Consider the following 17,223-nt stretch of genomic DNA (forward strand, 5'->3'; position numbering starts at 1 on the left):
TTAATTGTTTGAGAAAAGTTTAATCTCTAGGGTAGATCTGTTCTCCTTCAAGTGTAATCTTTGAGTCCTCGTGCAGGTGCACTGCGAACTCATCGGTGAAAATTGCTGTAATCGATGCATTTTTCATTTTCAGGCCTTCTTCTTTCTCCATTCTTTCCCGAAGTTCCTCCGGTCTCTCTACTTCCGCCAGGTCTTCGGTGTTGATATCTGTCTTGATGAATACTATGTCGCTGTCTCCGCGGTCGAACACTATGTCGTCCTTATTCATCTTTCTTCACTGCTCTCTGCTCGTAGAACTCGTCCTTCTTCCTTTGCTGCTTGTCTTTCTGACTCTCCGGTTTGTTGGCTCGAGGCCTTCCTGTTTCAGGGTCTTTTCTGAAGGTCAGGTCTACAAGTTTCAGGAACTTGTTCATGGCCTTTCCAATTTTAACTGGTTCTTCGGCGTATCCTTTAACCCCTGGTTCTCCTTCGAATACAAGGCCTCTGTCGGAGATGTAGTCTAATAGGATGAGGTCGTGGTCGATCACCATTACTGGTTTCTCGGTTTTCCGTGCGAACCTCTTGATTACTCTTCCCAGCTCCACTCTTGATTCGACGTCCAGGTAGGCTGATGGCTCGTCCAGTACGTATACATCTGCGTTCCGTGATAGGCAGATTGCTACTCCAACTTTCTGTAGCTCTCCTCCTGACAGGTCCTGAAGATTCTGTTCGTAAAGGTTATCTACTCCCAGTGGTTCAGCGATTCTGTTCTTGAATTTCTTGTTTTCTGGATTGACGTGCTGAGATATTGCGGCCTCTACATTGGCATCCTGGGCCTCTAGGTACTGTGGTTTGAAGGAAAGATCGACTTCAGGTGATTCTCCCTGATCTGGCTCAAGTGCACCGGCCAGCATCTTTGCGAATGTGGTCTTTCCCAGGCCGTTCTCTCCGAATATGCCCAGTACTTCTTCCTCATGTAGTATTCCTTTTTCCATTTCAAGTGAGAACTCTCCTTCTCCGAAACTTTTCGCTAGTTCCGGGTATTCGAATACTGAAGCCTTTTTCTCCACCTGGCTTCTTTTTGTCCGTTTGAAGTCGATGGATTCTCCTCTGATCTGCAGGTTGTGTGTTTTCAGGTATCCGTCGAGGTACTGATTGATTCCTTCACGAGTTGAGAATGCGTTGGATACCATTCCGTATGCGCCGGCCTCTCCGTGGAATACGTGTACTGCATCGGATACAAGGTCAAGTGTGGCCAGGTCGTGTTCTACTACCAGGACTGCTGCATTGTCTGAGAGAGATCTGATGGCCTCTCCAATATTCAGTCTTTGCTTGACATCTAGGAAGGAGGATGGTTCGTCAAACATGTACAGGTCTGCGTCTTTGACCATTGTGGCTGCGATTGCAACTCTCTGTAGCTCTCCACCGGAAAGCTCGTCAAGTTTTCTATCCATCAAATGCTGGATATCAGTCTTCTCCGCAACTTCTTCTACTGAGTCTCTCTCATCTTCTTTTTCCAGTAAATCTTCAACTGTTCCCTCGTGAAACTCAGGTATTTTATCTACTTGCTGGGGTTTGAATGCAGAGGTTACTTCTCCTTCAGCAAGCTTGTTGAAATGATTCTGAAGGCCTGTTCCACGGTATTCCTTCTTGATCTTGCTCCATGAAGGCTCTTCGTCGAACTGGCCCAGGTTTGGTTTGATATCTCCTGAGAGAATTTTCAGGGCTGTGGATTTTCCGATTCCGTTTCTTCCGAGTATTCCTGTTACCCGACCTTCTTTTGGCTCTGGCAGGCCGTAAAGTCTGAATGAGTTTTCCCCGTACTGGTGGATTTTTTCCCCGAACTCTCTGTCCAGTCGGACCAGCTGGATTGCGCCATCGTATGGGTATTTGTTGATAGCCATTTTGTGGGCCTCCATGACGTTTTCGTTGTCGATGTGGAGGTGGCCTTCTTCGTCGAGATGGAATCCGCCTTCTTTCCCTGACCTGTTCAGAGGGTCGTATTTGATTACTGTTTCTTTGGCCAGGTCTGGTTCTATTTTTTCCTGGTCGATTACTACGATGAAGTTCTTTGCGTTTTTTCCTGTGCTCATAGAGTTGGTTTAAACCGTGAAGTTAATTAAAACAATCCGTTTTGACTAGTCTCTGAGAAAAAATTAGGAAGAAAAATATGTGAGTGAGTTTACTCGAAGGAGAGTTCGTATTTCTCTCCTGTGATCTGTTCGATTAGGTCTTCGAACTCTGAGTTGGAGAGGTTGATCTTTCCTTCGTAGTCTTCGTCGACGACGATCTTCTTGTACTGGCCGTCAGGGCTGAATACTGTGTTGATGGATTCAATTTCAGCTGGGCTGAGCAGGCCTTTGATGACTTCTTTGTCGTCCTGGCTTTTTTCGACTACTCGGATTGATTTTCCGATTTCTTCTGCGAGTTTCTTGACGATGTCTCCACTTCTTCCAACTACTTTGGCTCCGTCTCCTTCTGCTGTGACTATTACTACGACGTTTGCTGTGTCGTATGCGTGTTTGATTTCTGAGTCTCTTAGTGAGCCGTATTCGTTGCTTAAGTCCTGTAGAGTTCTTGAAATTTCAATTTCGAGATCGGATATCTCACCGTTCTCGTATTTCTCCTTGCAACTGCTGCAGAGCACATCGCTCTTCAAGCAGACGTTACATATTGGTGCCTTCATAATTAATGAAGGAGCAGTGAAAAATTAAATACCTGAGGCAGTATACCTATTTTAAAACCAGTTTTCTTCCTTCGCTCTCAGAGTGTTGCAAGGCTTGTTCTCAGGGTTCTGGTTATCTCGTAAAGTGTAAGCACTGCTACAAGCACAAGACTGTAGAAAAGACTGTAAGCAGCAACCGTTTGACCTAGAAGGCCTATTCCAATAACTAAAGTTCTCAGCTCGAATCCTGCATAAGGAGTGATCACTGTTTTGGAAACTGCCTCGGCCTCATCCCGAATTGTTTCGCCCAGGAAGATCAAAAGAAGTGTCGCCACTGCCAGCGGCTTGCTAACTGAAGGAGCAGTTACAGCGGTCAGCAGTAGAAGTGTTTCGATTGATTTCTGAGAGTAAACCAGTTTCAACTCATCAAGATCTGTGAGACTGGTTTTAGAACTCTCTCCTTCTGCGTAACGGTAAGCTATCAGTGAGCCTACAGCTGTAAGGCCTGCGAGAACTGGCTGTTTGAATGCGAAAAATGCTACAGGAGTTAGAATAGCCAGTACAAGAGATGAGATTAGCAGGCCTTCGTTACGAGTATCCATAGAAACAGTATTTGAGGCCCAGTGTAAATAGTTTTTTGGTTTAGAGCTCTGAAAAAGAAAAATTTGAGTAATAAAGGAGAAGGCTAGGCCCTCAGACCGAACAAAAAGGGGGGGGGAGGGGTTTTTTGTTGTGGTCCGAGGGTGTGTTGCCTTCGCCTGTTGAAATATAGGTTTTTAGGGAGGAAAGGCCTGATTCGAAGGGGGGGGAGGGGTTTTTCGAGTAGAGGCCTTCCTCCGTAATATTTTTTTGGTGAGGTCGTGAGACCTCCTTTCCGAAAATCAGAGATTTTTCTTTGAAGTGGTAGATCTCTGATCTCCGGCTTTATTTCATGACTTCGAGGCCGAGGTCGTTTACGTCTCCTTTTACCTCGGTTTCTTCCTCTTCTTCGAGTTCTCCGAGGACGTAAGGTGATTTCACGCCTGTGATGATGGAGATGACTTGAAGCTTTCCTTTGAGGTCGTCTCTGATTCTTGCACCCCAGATGACTTGTGCGGAGCGGTCGAGTTTTTCTGTGACTAGTTGTCCTACGTCGTTGATTTCGTTGAGTGTGAGGTCTTCGCCTCCTGCTACATGCAGTAGTGCTCCGTTTGCTCCGTCGAACTCCACGTCGAGTAGCGGGTTGGATAGTGCTTCGTGGATTGCTTCCTTTCCTTTGTTGTTTGTGTCTGACTCTCCGTATCCTACTACTGCTACTCCTCCTTCGTTCATCACTGCCTGGACGTCTGCGTAGTCAAGGTTGACTAGTGACGGCTTGGAGATTGTTTCTGTGATTCCCTTGATCATCGTGGTGATCAGTTCGTCGGCTACCCCGAATGCCTGATCGAGAGGCATATCGCCTGCAATATCAAGCAGTTTGTCGTTTTCAATTACGATTGCTGTGTCTACGTGCTGTCTTAGTTTGTAGAGGCCGTCTTCTGCCTTGCTCATTCTTGCGCCTTCGATTGAGAATGGCATTGTGACGGTTCCTATTACTATGCAGTCTTCTTTCTTTGCGATCTCTGCAAGAACTGGTGCTGCGCCTGTACCTGTTCCTCCTCCCATTCCTGCGGTGAGGAAGACCATGTCAGCTTCTTTGAATAGTGATCTTAGTTCGGCCCTGTTCTCTTCTGCTGAACGGGCGCCTTTTTCAGGTTTTCCGCCAGCTCCGAGTCCACGTGTTAGATCTTTTCCTACAAGTATTTTTCTATCTGCGGAGGCCATTTCTAGGTGCTGTTTGTCGGTGTTGATGGCAACTGTATCGGCTCCCTCTACTTCCTTGTTCTGGATTCGAGTTACCTGATTGTTGCCAGCTCCTCCTACTCCTACAACTAGAATTCTAGCATCTTTTACATCATCAAGATTTTCAGTGGCATTCTGGCCTTCATTCTGAGAGTCTGGCGTGTTGTCGATTATAGATTCCATTGTGTTGACCCGCCCCCGGCAAGGATTAACCTAACCTTTTTAAAGCGGCAAAGCTAATTCTACGATAGAACTAATTGAACAAAATTCCCAACTTATTTCGATAATACGTTTCCCGACTTGAACTCCCAATTCAAGTCTGATTCAAGCTCGCTCCCAACGAGTTTGAACCGATCGATCAAAGTTCGTGTCCCACCACGAACAGCGATCAAGTCTTATAATACGTTCTTTTCTAAGCTTGTTTATAAATCTTCGGCCGTTTTTGGGCAATAACACTGTTCATTCTGTATCAACACCGATCGTTCACGACTGTTCATACTATCGCTAAACCTGCTACAGAAGGCCTAACTATTTTGAAAAAACAAAACTCCACTGGAAACAAGGGTTGTGAGGTGTAATGACAGTATTCTTCTAAAAGTTTCAGACACAGAAAGTAACTATGGTTGACGTTGAAACTGTAAAGAAGGTCGCAAAGAACGCAAGGATCAAACTTGAGGAAGGAGAAGCAGAAGAATTCAAGGAGGACTTCGACAACATTCTAGAGAAATTCTCATCTCTTGACGAAGTAGATACCGAAGATGTAGAACCTGCATTCCATCCAGTAGAAGTTGAATCAAAGACCAGGCCTGACGAAAAAGAAGAAACACTGGACAGAGAAGAAGTATTCCAGAACACTGACAACGAGGAAGAAGGATTCTTCAAAGGCCCAAGCGCATAATAACACAATGAAAATAGGAATAGTCTCCGACACCCACGACAACATAGAAAAAGCGGAGAAAGCCGCAGACTTCTTCGAAGGCCGTGTAGAAAAAGTATTCCACTGCGGCGACATGGTTGCGCCATTCACAGCAGAAGTATTCGACAGAGACTTCGAGTTCTACTCAGTAAGAGGAAACAATGATGGGGAATGGAACCTCAAACAGGCAGTACAGAAATTCGGAGATTTCCACAATAATATGATGGAGGTCGAAGTTGACAGCCTGAAAATCGCGGTATACCACGGAACTGAGGAAGAGATAGTTAACGGCTTGGTAGAGAAAGATTACGATTATGTATTCAGAGGCCACACTCATGAGAGAAAACTTGAGGAAAAAGGAGATACAGTAGAGGTTAATCCTGGCGGGATAAAGTTGCCAGGCCAGGAAGAAGGTTTTTCGGTCGCGGTTCTTTATACGGAGCAGCAGGAGATAGAGTTCCATCTAATGGAGGAGTGAATTAATGGATTTGAAGTGTCCGGAGTGTGGTGGAGAAATGAGTTTTCAGGGGTACAGGCCTTTATTCCCTAAATGCACTTCCTGCGAGAAGAATTTTCATGTTGATGATTGTGTTAGAGAAGAGTAGGTTGGTAGCAGAATTTTGTTGCTATTTATCTGTCGCTCTGACGAAGCATAACATTGTATCCAAGATCGGAGCGGCCATCGTGGTTTCCGAGTCTCTCTAGGGCGTCTAGTACTACTTTGATTTCGTCTACCTTTCTCTCGACTTGTTCGCTAACATGGCCGAAATTTCTCATTGTTTTCTGGAGGTTTCTTCTCTGCTCTTCTGCTGAAGTGGCAAGTATCTCTGTAGTATTGTCTAATCTGCCGCTGTAGGTAAGCTCTTCTGGCCTCTCACTAAAGGCTGTGAAATCGTCTCTGGATTGTGGTTTAAGATCGCTTATGGCGTAGGGGTGTTCGTGGATATGCTCTGGTCCGAACTCACTTGCGTACTCTGGCTTCGAAGTCTTAAGAAGTGAAGAGTGTACACTCATGTCGTTTGATATGTGAGAATGCCCTGAGAATAGAACAGTAGTATCGAATTCTGACGCCAGTTTTTCTGCATTATCTGCCATTCCGACAGACCTCTTCTGTATTGAAAGTGGAACACCTGAGTCCTCATAGAAAGGACCTTTCTCAGGTTCAAGTCCATGAACTTCTGTATCATTCTCCTCTAGAGCTTCAAAGAACTCATTATACATTTCTTCATCTCTAACGTATCCTGTAACTGTGTTCAGGTGATCGATAACTTCCTGAGAAGAAACTTTTCCTTGATTGTATTCTGATACTAGCTCATCATCTTCATAGATAAATTCTAGGCCTACAACGTCTGGAGAGGTTTCTTCTACAATCTCTGTTAGTGCAGGAAGCCCATCTCCTCTTGTCATGTGTCTCTCGCCAACAAGAATATTGTTATCATATTCTATCTCTTCTGAATCTTTCCAGCTGTATAGCTCTGATTCAAAGGCCTCTAGCATCTGAGCAGAATCATCTGTGTAACTTTCTTCCTGGCCTGAGAAAAGCCCTCCGGAAAGGCCGGTAAGTCCAGCGAGAGCTCCTTTAGCAAAATCTCTTCTCCCCAGTGAAAAACCACTCCTACTCATATGTTGTTACTGTTCAGTTACAGTTATATTGTTTTTGTGTGGTGGCAGAGATTTTTTTAAGAGTCGCCTGTGAAATCGGTTTCATGGGCCTTAAAGAAGTAGTTGAATCGGACGAAGAAGTAAACCATGAAGAATTCCTGCAGGAACTGAAAGATAAGAATGAAGAGCTAAACTTCATGAGAGAGATCGAGCAGGGAGAAACAAAGGAAGGCCCTCTGAATAATGTGCCGTTTGTTGTAAAAGACGCAATCTGTACGGAAGGAACAACAACTTCTGCAGGATCAAAAATACTAGAAAACTACACTCCGGTATTCGACGCAACAGTAGTGGAAAGACTGAAAGAGGCCGGAGCACGTTTCTACGGCAAAACAAACCAGGACGAGTTCGGATTCGGTACCTTCTCCACGAACTGCGCATTTGAAACACCGAGAAATCCTCACGATGAGGAAAGAGTGGTCGGAGGATCTTCAGGTGGAGCAGGAGCAATCGTTGCAGCAATGGACCAACCTCTAATCTCAATAGGAGAGTCCACAGGAGGATCCATCACAAATCCTGCAGCATACAACGGAGTAGTGGGAATCACACCAACATATGGAAGAGTATCAAGATACGGCCTTGTAGACTACGCAAACTCACTTGACAAAATAGGAGTTCTCGCAGAAACAGTATTTGGAGTAGCGAAAGGCCTGGAAGTAATAGCGGGAGAAGACGAAAGAGATCAGACAACATCAGAAAAAGAAGTACCAGAATACTCCACCAATCTTTCAGAGACAGAAGGAAAACTTGCAGTACCTGTACAGTACCTGGAACTTGAGGGAGTAGAGGAAGGAGTAATGGAGAACTTCAAGGCCTCCATCGAAGAACTTGAGGAAAAAGGATTTACAGTAGAAGAAGTTGACATGCCACTTCTCTCAGCAGATGTAGCTGTGCCAGCATACTACGTTCTCGCGATGAGCGAGGCCTCTACCAACCTGGCAAAAATGTCAGGAATCAGATACGGAATGGAAATGGATCCTGAGGACTTCGACGACTTCAATGAATACTTCTCAGAGGTCAGATCCGAAGGATTCGGTGAAGAGGCCAAGAGAAGAATTCTTCTTGGAACATATACACGCCAGGCAGGATACAGAGATGAATACTACATTAAGGCCGCAAAGGTAAGGCAGAAGATCATCAACCAGTACCAGGAGATCTTTGAGGAATACGATGCAGTAATCAGTCCTTCAATGCCGAACATTGCTCCGAAGATTGAAGAGGCAGAATCCATGGCTCCGGAGGAAATCTATGCGATGGATACTCTCACCGTAGGCCCTAACCTGGCTGGTATGCCGATGATCTCAGTACCTAACGGAGAAAGCAAAGGAATGCCGACAGGCCTTCACATAGTAGGAGACCACTTTGAGGAGCAGAAAATACTGGATCTGGCCTATAACTATTCGAATTAAAATATTTTTCTCTTCAACTGAGGATTATGGCTACTGAAGAAGGGGGTTTTCAGAGTTCGGTAGATCAAATACTTGAGGAGAGTAAAGGCCGTGTAGTGGATGATGTTTCGGGAGAGCTCGAATCAAGTCTTGAACTTAACTCTGAAGGTTACGAGGGTCTTACTGAATATGCGGAAGAAGCTATCAGCGAAGTTGAATCAACAGAAAATCCATATGATATAGTTGGGCTTTCAAAGGATCTAAAGGAGAATGTAACAGATCTAGTTGCCTATGGAGAACTTTTCAGCCAGAAACTCGGGTTTCTCAGCGAATTTCAGGAAGAACTGGTTGATGAAGAAGATATAGAATATGCAGAGCAGTACCTCCAGGAAAATGAGCATCTTGAAGATACTAGAATTGATGCAGAAGATATTGCAACTGTAAAGGCCCTTAGAGATGGCAGACTTTACGATGAGCTCATGTCTATGGGCGATGAAAGGGAATGGGATACAGCTACGATTGGAGATTCCTTGCTATTTGACAACGTCAACGATGTGGCCGATGCAGTTATTGCAGATTACTACTTTAGAGGTGGAAAAGGCCTTAGAAGCACTATGGGCCAGATAACGCAGTATGGTTTCGAGGATTCTGTCGACTACCAGACTGTAATGATGGGGGCCATGGCAGAGACGTTCCACTCATCGACACTTGTGCAGGATGACCTGATGGATGGAGATACGGAGAGAAGAGGTAGAGATTCAGCAAACATGATTATGGATCATGTATTCGGTGAGACCGGAGAAGATATTCCGATTACAACAGGCAACGTTATGGAATCATGGACTAATGATCTCAACGTACATGAGCAGCTGGATATACCTCAGAAATCCAAAGAGACATTTGTCAGGGTACAGGATGTTGTTAACAGAGGCCAGAATGAAGATATTTTGATGGGTCACGACCTGGACAGCCTCGATATAGATGATTACAAGCACATGAGTATGGGTAAGACAGGATTCCTCTACGGTGGAATACTGAAGATGGTTGCAGAGCACTCCATGGAGAATCTTGACTACACCGAGGAGGAACGTCAGGAAGTCAACGAACTTCTGGGAGATTATACAGCTAACTTCAACTTCGCATTCCAGTCAAGCGACGACCTGATAGAAGTACTGGGTGGAGAGACAGGAAAGTCCGACAGCGACATACCGAACAGAAAAAGAACAGCAACAGTTCTAACTACAGACAGGGCCATGCAACTTCAGGACGAAGATATCAACGGCATGCCTGCTGAAGAATACTTCAGAGCATTCTTCTCCACAGATCCTGAGAACGACCCAACAGAGAATATAGAGGCCGCAGAAGGCGTGGAGTTCCCTGAAAACATCTACGACAACCAGATCCGACGCATAATGGAGGAAAAAGAAGATATTCACAGAGCCCAGCTTGAAGAATGGGCCACGGAAGCCTCAAAAGCTGCTGAAAACATGCAGGAAGTACGAGGATCAGAAGACGGGTTAAACGCTGGAGCTGCAAACCTTCTAAGCAAGGCCGCAGAAGCCATGAACCAGAGAACTCACTAAAAAATAAACTTAAAAGGATTCCATGGAGAACTCTAACACATGACCGACGTAAAAATAGGCCTAGAGACCCACGTGCAACTTGATACAGAAACAAAACTTTTCTGCGGATGCCCAAATCAGGAAGCAGAAGAACCAAACACGCACGTCTGTGAAACCTGCCTGGGCCACCCAGGAAGCAAGCCAAGACTCAACGATGAAGCACTGGCCAGAGGAGTAAAAACAGCACAGGCCCTCCAATGCGACATCAATCAGGATATCTTCTTCTCAAGAAAGACATACTTCTACCCTGACATGTCCAAAAACTACCAGATCACACAGTACGAAGTACCTGTAGGAGAAGAGGGCAGCTTCGAGGTCAAGGTCGGCGATGAGAAAAAAGACATCGGCATAACAAGACTGCATATTGAAGAAGACCCGGCAAAACTTGTACACGAAGGAGGCCAGATCGGAAGATCAAAATACACAAAAGTAGACTACAACAGAGCAGGAACACCACTACTGGAAATAGTAACAGACCCAGACTTCAGAAGCCCTGAAGAGGCCCGTGCATACCTCCAGCAACTCGCACAGATGCTTGAATACCTGGAAGTATACTTCCCGGAATCAGACTTCGCAATCAAATCAGATGCAAACATCTCCATCGAAGGAGGCCAGCGTGTAGAAGTCAAAAACATTACAGGAACCAAAGGAATCGAACAGGCCCTCAGCTACGAAATCACGAGACAGAAACAGCTCAAAAAGAGAGGCCGCGAAGTCGAACAGGAAACCAGAAACTACGACGCCAACCAGGAAATAACAGAAAAACTCAGGGAAAAAGAAACAGAAGAAGACTACGGCTACATCTTCGACCCTGACCTGACAAGACAGGAACTATCAGAAAACTACAGAAAAGCACTGAGAGAGACAATTCCGGAACTACCGCACGAAAAATTCAAGAGATTCAAGGAAGAGTATGGCCTGAAAGAAAAGATAGTTGAATCGCTGATCTCAGACCCGGAAATCGCAGAGCACTTTGAGGAGCTGGCCAAACAGTACGATGCACAGCTAGTGGCCTCATGGATGACAGGAGACCTGAAAAAAGTCCTTAACTACAACGACCTAACATACTCAGAGTCTCCACTGAAAATCCACTGGCTAAACACGATCATAGGCCTACTTGATGAGGACCAGATCTCAGACAGAAACGCAGAGAAACTTCTCAGAGAACTGGTAGAAGATCCAAGAGAGCCAGATGACATTATCGACGAACAGGACCTGCTCAAAGCAGAGGACTCGGAAATCAGAGAATTCGTAGAGGAAGCAGTAGAGGAAAACCCTGACGCAGTCGACGACTATGAATCAGGAGAGGAAGAAGCACTCAACTTCCTCGTAGGCCAGGTAATGCAGAAATCTCAGGGCAAGGCAGATCCAAAAACCGCCCGTGAAAAACTGAAGGAACAGCTGGAATAGAAATGAAGGCCGACGAGTTCCTCGAAGAAAAAGGCCTCGACTTTGAAGTAGTAGAACAGGATAATCCTACCCTCGACTGCGACGACGCAGCCCGCGAAAGAGGAGTAAAAACATCTCAGATAGCGAAAAGCCTGATCGTAGACAGAGATGGAGACAAAATACACTGCGTACTGCCAGGCGATCGAAAACTCTCAGCAGGAAAATTCGGAGAACACAGACTAGTAGACCCTGAAGAATCCCTTGAAATCACGGGACAGGAATCAGGTACAGTACACCCATTCTCATCACAACTTGAACACAGAATCGACAGAAAACTTCTAGAAAGAGACAGAATCTCGTTCACTACGGGAGACAGCCAGAAAGGAGTAATAATAGATACAGAAAAATTCAGGCAGGGCCTGGAAAAAGCAGACTTCACCTACCAGATAAAAGACATCGTCGACTTCAACGAAAAAGATATTGAAGAACTGGAAGAGAAAGGCCTTGACGAGGAAGAAGCAAGATTTGTCCTTTCAAGAGGCCTCGAAAAACAGTTTGAAGAACTCAACAGTACTCATGAAACCAGTCTGGTGATAGGCCTCCTCGAAGAGTTCGGCCGCCACGACCTTGAATACAGCAGCAAAGTATCAGAAGAAATACTCTCCCGGGCTGAAAGAGAAACCCACATGCAGAAACTGGTACAGGCCTACGACCGTGAAGGAGAACTACCGGAAGAAAAAGACTTCTCACTTGAGAAGGCTGTTGAAAAAGTAATGTCGGAAAACTCTGATGCTGTAGAGGACTACAGAGAGGGAAAGGATTCTGCACTGAACTATCTACTGGGACAGGTAATGAAGGAGACCAATGGAAAAGCCGATGGCGGAAAGGCCCGAAAAACTTTGATGGACAAACTGGAGGCCTAAAAATCCTTGACTGAAAAAGAAGAAGATGATTTCGCTGCAGAAATCCAGGAAATGATGGATTCTATAGAAGGAAGAGATGTAGGCCAGAAAAGATTCCAGATGTACGAAGTTCTGAGAAAAGCAGTAGAGAAGGAGTACGAAATCGCTGACAAAGAGCTGCCAGGCCCAGAATCCAGAGTAACGGAGTTAAAAGATGTAAACGGCTATTCTTACAAGCTGGTGCAGGATTTTCTGACTTCAAGCAGCACGCTTGAAAAAGAGAGAAAGCTTGAGAAACTGATCGAACATTTGAAGTCCCGAATCTGAGGCCTATATTTAATAACCGGTATCGGGTTGAATTCCGTTTGGTTATTAAACTTCTTTGCTGAAAAAATGTGATATGGAAGTAAAGCCAGCAGAAGACATGGGATTCTCGCTATCCAAGTTTTTCAAGTACTCGGCAATCTCCGTTGCTTTGATTACTCTTGTTCTAGTTCCCAGCTTCATTACAAACACATACATCAGAACACTCAATACACTACTTCTCATCGCACTGATGGGTCTAGTAGGCAGAACCTACTTCTCAGCAATATTCTCATTCAAAAACATAGAACCACCAGAGCTCAAAGACGAGCTACCATCAGTAAGCGTAGTAATACCTGCATACAACGAGGCCCAGGTACTGGAAGACACAATTGAGGCCTGCGCAGAAGTAGACTACCCAAGAGACAAATATGAAGTAGTGCTGTGCTATGAAGCGGCCTCAACGGACGGTACAGAAGAAATAGCAGAAAAAGCTGGCGAAAAATACGACTTCCTGAAAGCAGTAAAAAGAGATGAACCTGGCGGAGGAAAAGCCAAGGCCACAAATTACGCTCTTGAATACGCTGAAAACGATATAATTGCAAGCATCGACGCTGATCACTGCTTCAAGCCAAATGCTATCAAGAGAGCAGTTAGATGGTTTGATGACGAAGATGTGTGGTGTATCAAAGGCCGCTGCTTCGGATATAACCCTACAGACTCGCTTCTATCGCTTCACGCAACAGTTGAAAGACACATTGCAGAGAAGATCGATATATACGCAAGACAGATCTTTGGAGGATTCACTTTCTTCGGTGGAGGACAGGCCTTCTTCCGGAGCGAAGTATTCGAAGAAATAGGCTCGTTCGACGAAGATATACTTGTAGAGGACATTGACATGTCCACAAAGATTCACCACAAAGGGAAGAAGATTGTTGTAGATCCGAAAGTTATCACGTATGAGGAGAACCCTGATACGTTACAGGCCTGGTGGAGCCAGAGAAAGAGATGGGCCCGTGGATGGATGCAGGTTGCTGTAAAACACACGATGGGCCTGACAGGAGACTCAGATCTTTCAGTCACGAAGAGAATCGATGGAGCATACACACTGCTCTACGCAGTAGTCCCTACGTTCCTCATCCTTCTAATGCCGATGATGGTCCTCTCATACCTGGGAGTCAACACAACAACCTACCTGCCTAATTCAGACATATTGTGGACTCTTGCAGGAATAGCTCCGGTAACACTATCCTACGTGGTGTTCTTCCAGGACTTCATGCAGGGAGAAAAACATCACAAAGTAGAGTACTTCGCAGCAATCACCCTATGGGCCTACTTCTTCTTCCAGGCCTTCGTACACCTGACAGCATTCATAGAAGAGTTTATCTTCGACAAGAAAAGCGTGTACGTCACAACTTCAAGAGCAGAAGGATAAAAAAGAGAGGAGAACTTTTACTCCTCTGCTTCCTCCTCTTCTTTTGCTTCTCCCTGAACCTTGAACATTACCTCCATACCTTCTTCATCCGAGTAAATTCTTACAGGAACCTGATCGCCAATAGGCTGCGAGACCTTCCAATTCTCGGCCTCAAGCCTGACCGCGTCCTTTTCTCGTAATGCATCAATTATATCCTGCAGGAAATCTGCAGCTCCTTCTTTGCCAAGTACAAACTGTTTGTCAACACTCATGTTATCACAGAAAAACAATAGAAACTGGAAAAGTTAAAATAAAGGTCGAAAACCTGGAAAGGTTTTCCTGTAAAAGCAAACTTGAAACAAGTTCGCTTATGCGAACATCTCGTTTGGATGAACTTTGCCATCTGACAGGAAGTCCTTCTCAACTCCCATGTTGCCCTCCTTCAGATCCTTGATAGCTGACTCGAAGTCATCCATATCGATCTCGACACCGGAAACATCCTCGTGTCTCTCAAGAGCATTTACAGCGGCCTGCTTGGCAATCTGCTTGATATCACGGCCTGTAAAGTCTTCCTCAAACTGCTCTGCAATAGCTGTATAGTTAACAGCATCTGCAACACTCATTCTGCGAGTATGGATTCTGAGAATCTCTTCCTTGGCATCTGTATCAGGTACAGGGACTTCGATCGCACTACATCTGTTCAGTAGGGCTGGATCCATTATGTCAGGAGTGTTGGTTGCGAAAATGCTGATTACACCGGAATCCTTCTCAGTATCCAGGCCATCAAGCTCGGAAAGTAGCTGAGACATCGTACGCTCAACTTCCTCGCCACCGTGTCTCCTGTCATCAAGCCTCTTCTTTGCAATAGCATCAATTTCATCGATAAACACAATCGCAGGCTTATCGGATGCACGGGCCTGATCGTAGAGCCTCTTAACCTTCTTGGCGCCCTCTCCGATGAACTTCTCGACCATCTGAGGGCCGTTAATCATGAACATATCTGCGTCGTATTCATTGGAAAGTGCCTTAACTAGGTGTGTCTTACCTGTTCCTGGCTTTCCGACTAGTAGCATTGATTTGTCCATCTCGATGCCCCATTCCTGCATCTTCTTGCTCTTATCCTCGTTAAGCTGTGCGCCGACATTGGATTTAAGCGACTTGACAACGTGATCAAGGCCTCCAATGTCCTGGAATGTTACATCTGTCTCAATAGCATCGAACTCTGCGTCTTTTCCTTTTTCAACAATATCTGTTACCTTGAAAGTATTCGGGTCGAGAGCGACCTCGGTACCAGGTGTGAAATCCTCTGGATTGTATCCATTAGGAACTTCAACTCCGTAGCGGCCTTTCATGTTTCCTGAGGCCTCTACCCAGATTCTATCCCCGTCAAATTCGGATACAACAACTCCTCTCATTACAGGAGTCTTTAAGTTTGTAGAATTAGGGTTATCGTTCTTTTTCTGCTGGAAGTATTGCGGGAACTGAACTTTCTGCTCCTTACCAGCTTCTTGATCTTTTCCTTCGTCATTATTTTCCTGATTAACGTCTTTATCGCTCATTTCGATCACCCAGTAACGAATCCGGTCCAGAAAACCTCTGATAATTTTCACAGGCCGCATTCGCACACCCAAAAATGACTGTCTTATCTTTATAAATCAAATTAGCTGGGCCCAAAGATTAGTTAAAAACCTTCCTGAAATCTCTTCCCGATCGCCTTTTAACTCTTCGGTTCTAATCTGGATAAGGTTATGAAAAATACAAAAATTGTATCAACTATAGGGCCGGCAACGGACACAAAAGAAAAGCTCGCAGAAATAATAGACTCTGGAGTCGACGTAGTCAGACAGAACTTCTCACACGTCGACCACGAGCAGCACGGTAAAATATTTGACAGAATCCGAGATGTATCGGAGAAAACCGCAGTAATGATCGACACCAAAGGCCCTGAAATCAGGCTGGGCGAAGTAGAAGAAGGCACAGAACTGGAAACAGGCCACAACGTAGAAATAACAACAGAAGAAATCACAGGAAACAAGGAAAAACTATCGGTAAACTACAAGGACTTCATCAATCACATCGAGGCCGGTGACGAAGTAAGAATAGATGACGGAAAAATCGAACTCGAAGTAGAAAAAGTCGGCGAAACAGCAGAATGCACAGTAGTATATGGAGGCGAAGTATCCAGCAGAAAGGCAGTAAACGTGCCAGGAGAAGACATTGGACTACAGGCCCCAACAAAGAAAGACGTTGAAGACATCGAATTCGCAGCAGAAAAAGGATACGACTTCGTATCGCTCAGCTTCGTAAAAGAGGCCTCAGATGTCGAAGAAGTCAGAGAAATCCTGGAAGAACACGACTCCGACATGCACATCATCTCCAAGATCGAACACAAGAAAGCAGTTGAAAACTTTGATGAAATTCTCGAGGCCTCCGATGCCATCATGGTTGCAAGAGGAGATCTCGGAGTAGAGCTTCCGGCAGCACAGCTTCCTATGATGCAGAAAGAAATGATCGAGAAATGCAACAAGGCCGGCAAACCTGTAATTACTGCTACACAGATGCTTGAATCCATGACAGAAAACCCTACTGCTACGAGAGCAGAAATCTCTGACGTAGCAAACGCAGTTCTGGATGGTACTGATGCAGTCATGCTTTCAGGGGAAACAGCAATTGGAGAATATCCTGTCAAGACAGTAGATTTCATGGCTAATGTAGTTGAACAGGCAGAAAATTCTCTGAAGGATATCACTCATCACACTGTCAAACAGCCGCCGGAATCCACACGCGAAATCATCTGTAAAAACGTATGGCAGGCCGGAAGAGACTCCGACGCAGAATACCTGGTGGCCCACACATCATCAGGATCAACAGCGAGAAACATTGCAAAATACAGGCCTGAAAAACCGATTATCGCATTCACGGACTCCGAAAAAGTAGAGAGACAGCTGCAGCTGGCCTGGGGAGTACAGCCTTACTATGAGGAGTTCCCTTCCGATGTTGAAGGCATGCTAAAGGCCTCAGCTGAGAGAATGAAGACTCTCGACCTTGCAGAAGGAGATGACGAGCTGGTCTTCTCAGCAGGAATTCCTACCTGTGTCACAGGAACCACCAACATGATGCAGATAAGGACTGTGGGCGATATACTGAACTAGTAGTTCTTTGCCA

17 protein-coding genes are annotated in these 17,223 nt (G+C 45.3%); 9 read left to right on the forward strand and 8 right to left on the reverse strand.

Translation table 11 applies throughout. The features are described from left to right. Nucleotides 1-19: 19 nt before the first annotated feature. The 5 genes from HBNXNv_RS02140 to ftsZ all read right to left on the reverse strand — a co-directional run bounded on the left by HBNXNv_RS02140 (nucleotide 20) and on the right by ftsZ (nucleotide 4,648). Nucleotides 20-268 (reverse strand): hypothetical protein, encoded by a 249-nt coding sequence (locus HBNXNv_RS02140; RefSeq protein ID WP_347721196.1) that lies wholly within the window; start codon nucleotides 266-268, stop codon nucleotides 20-22. Then, nucleotides 261-2,072 (reverse strand): ribosome biogenesis/translation initiation ATPase RLI, encoded by a 1,812-nt coding sequence (locus HBNXNv_RS02145; RefSeq protein ID WP_347721197.1) that lies wholly within the window; start codon nucleotides 2,070-2,072, stop codon nucleotides 261-263. The genes HBNXNv_RS02140 and HBNXNv_RS02145 overlap by 8 nt, the downstream gene beginning before the upstream one ends. Nucleotides 2,073-2,161: 89 nt before the next feature. Further along, entirely contained in the window at nucleotides 2,162-2,665 is a 504-nt protein-coding gene (locus tag HBNXNv_RS02150; protein WP_347721198.1) for a transcription elongation factor NusA, read from the reverse strand. Nucleotides 2,666-2,742: 77 nt separating this feature from the next. Continuing rightward, nucleotides 2,743-3,246 (reverse strand): hypothetical protein, encoded by a 504-nt coding sequence (locus tag HBNXNv_RS02155; RefSeq protein WP_347721199.1) that lies wholly within the window; start codon nucleotides 3,244-3,246, stop codon nucleotides 2,743-2,745. 322 nt (nucleotides 3,247-3,568) lie between these two features. Next, nucleotides 3,569-4,648 (reverse strand): cell division protein FtsZ, encoded by a 1,080-nt coding sequence (ftsZ, locus tag HBNXNv_RS02160; protein WP_347721200.1) that lies wholly within the window; start codon nucleotides 4,646-4,648, stop codon nucleotides 3,569-3,571. A gap of 436 nt (nucleotides 4,649-5,084) precedes the next feature. Here ftsZ and gatC point away from each other — a divergent pair, with 436 nt between their 5' ends. Further along, a complete protein-coding gene (gatC, locus tag HBNXNv_RS02165; protein WP_347721201.1) occupies nucleotides 5,085-5,363 on the forward strand; it encodes an Asp-tRNA(Asn)/Glu-tRNA(Gln) amidotransferase subunit GatC in 279 nt (92 codons plus the stop codon). A 7-nt stretch (nucleotides 5,364-5,370) separates the two neighbouring features. After that, nucleotides 5,371-5,859 (forward strand): metallophosphoesterase, encoded by a 489-nt coding sequence (locus tag HBNXNv_RS02170; protein ID WP_347721202.1) that lies wholly within the window; start codon nucleotides 5,371-5,373, stop codon nucleotides 5,857-5,859. A 152-nt stretch (nucleotides 5,860-6,011) separates the two neighbouring features. Here HBNXNv_RS02170 and HBNXNv_RS02175 read toward each other — a convergent pair whose 3' ends face one another. Then, nucleotides 6,012-7,004, reverse strand: a complete 993-nt coding sequence (locus tag HBNXNv_RS02175; protein ID WP_347721203.1) for a hypothetical protein — start codon at nucleotides 7,002-7,004, stop codon at nucleotides 6,012-6,014. Nucleotides 7,005-7,087: 83 nt separating this feature from the next. On the opposite strand from HBNXNv_RS02175, the gene HBNXNv_RS02180 reads away from it, so the two are divergent. From HBNXNv_RS02180 to HBNXNv_RS02205, 6 genes are all read left to right on the forward strand, one after another. Further along, nucleotides 7,088-8,449 (forward strand): amidase family protein, encoded by a 1,362-nt coding sequence (locus tag HBNXNv_RS02180; RefSeq protein ID WP_347721204.1) that lies wholly within the window; start codon nucleotides 7,088-7,090, stop codon nucleotides 8,447-8,449. Between the two features lie 26 nt (nucleotides 8,450-8,475). Then, nucleotides 8,476-10,011, forward strand: coding sequence for a polyprenyl synthetase family protein (locus HBNXNv_RS02185; protein WP_347721205.1), 1,536 nt, complete (start codon nucleotides 8,476-8,478; stop codon nucleotides 10,009-10,011). 39 nt (nucleotides 10,012-10,050) lie between these two features. Further along, nucleotides 10,051-11,460 (forward strand): Asp-tRNA(Asn)/Glu-tRNA(Gln) amidotransferase subunit GatB, encoded by a 1,410-nt coding sequence (gene gatB / locus HBNXNv_RS02190; protein ID WP_347721206.1) that lies wholly within the window; start codon nucleotides 10,051-10,053, stop codon nucleotides 11,458-11,460. A gap of 2 nt (nucleotides 11,461-11,462) precedes the next feature. After that, complete coding sequence (locus tag HBNXNv_RS02195; protein ID WP_347721207.1) at nucleotides 11,463-12,362, forward strand: YbaK/EbsC family protein; 900 nt, start codon at nucleotides 11,463-11,465, stop codon at nucleotides 12,360-12,362. 6 nt (nucleotides 12,363-12,368) lie between these two features. Further along, on the forward strand, nucleotides 12,369-12,668 hold the full coding sequence (locus HBNXNv_RS02200) for a hypothetical protein (RefSeq protein ID WP_347721208.1): 300 nt from the start codon (nucleotides 12,369-12,371) through the stop codon (nucleotides 12,666-12,668). Nucleotides 12,669-12,741: 73 nt separating this feature from the next. Continuing rightward, nucleotides 12,742-14,079, forward strand: coding sequence for a glycosyltransferase family 2 protein (locus HBNXNv_RS02205; RefSeq protein WP_347721209.1), 1,338 nt, complete (start codon nucleotides 12,742-12,744; stop codon nucleotides 14,077-14,079). 17 nt (nucleotides 14,080-14,096) lie between these two features. Here HBNXNv_RS02205 and HBNXNv_RS02210 read toward each other — a convergent pair whose 3' ends face one another. Together HBNXNv_RS02210 and HBNXNv_RS02215 are read right to left on the reverse strand one after the other, a co-directional pair. After that, complete coding sequence (locus HBNXNv_RS02210; protein WP_347721210.1) at nucleotides 14,097-14,330, reverse strand: hypothetical protein; 234 nt, start codon at nucleotides 14,328-14,330, stop codon at nucleotides 14,097-14,099. Nucleotides 14,331-14,426: 96 nt separating this feature from the next. Beyond that, nucleotides 14,427-15,617, reverse strand: a complete 1,191-nt coding sequence (locus tag HBNXNv_RS02215; RefSeq protein WP_347721211.1) for an AAA family ATPase — start codon at nucleotides 15,615-15,617, stop codon at nucleotides 14,427-14,429. Nucleotides 15,618-15,806: 189 nt separating this feature from the next. On the opposite strand from HBNXNv_RS02215, the gene pyk reads away from it, so the two are divergent. Further along, nucleotides 15,807-17,210, forward strand: coding sequence for a pyruvate kinase (gene pyk, locus HBNXNv_RS02220; RefSeq protein WP_347721212.1), 1,404 nt, complete (start codon nucleotides 15,807-15,809; stop codon nucleotides 17,208-17,210). Nucleotides 17,211-17,223: the final 13 nt, after the last annotated feature.

The sequence above is a fragment of the Candidatus Nanohalovita haloferacivicina genome, assembly GCF_029232205.1.
Classification (GTDB): domain Archaea; phylum Nanohalarchaeota; class Nanosalinia; order Nanosalinales; family Nanosalinaceae; genus Nanohalovita; species Nanohalovita haloferacivicina.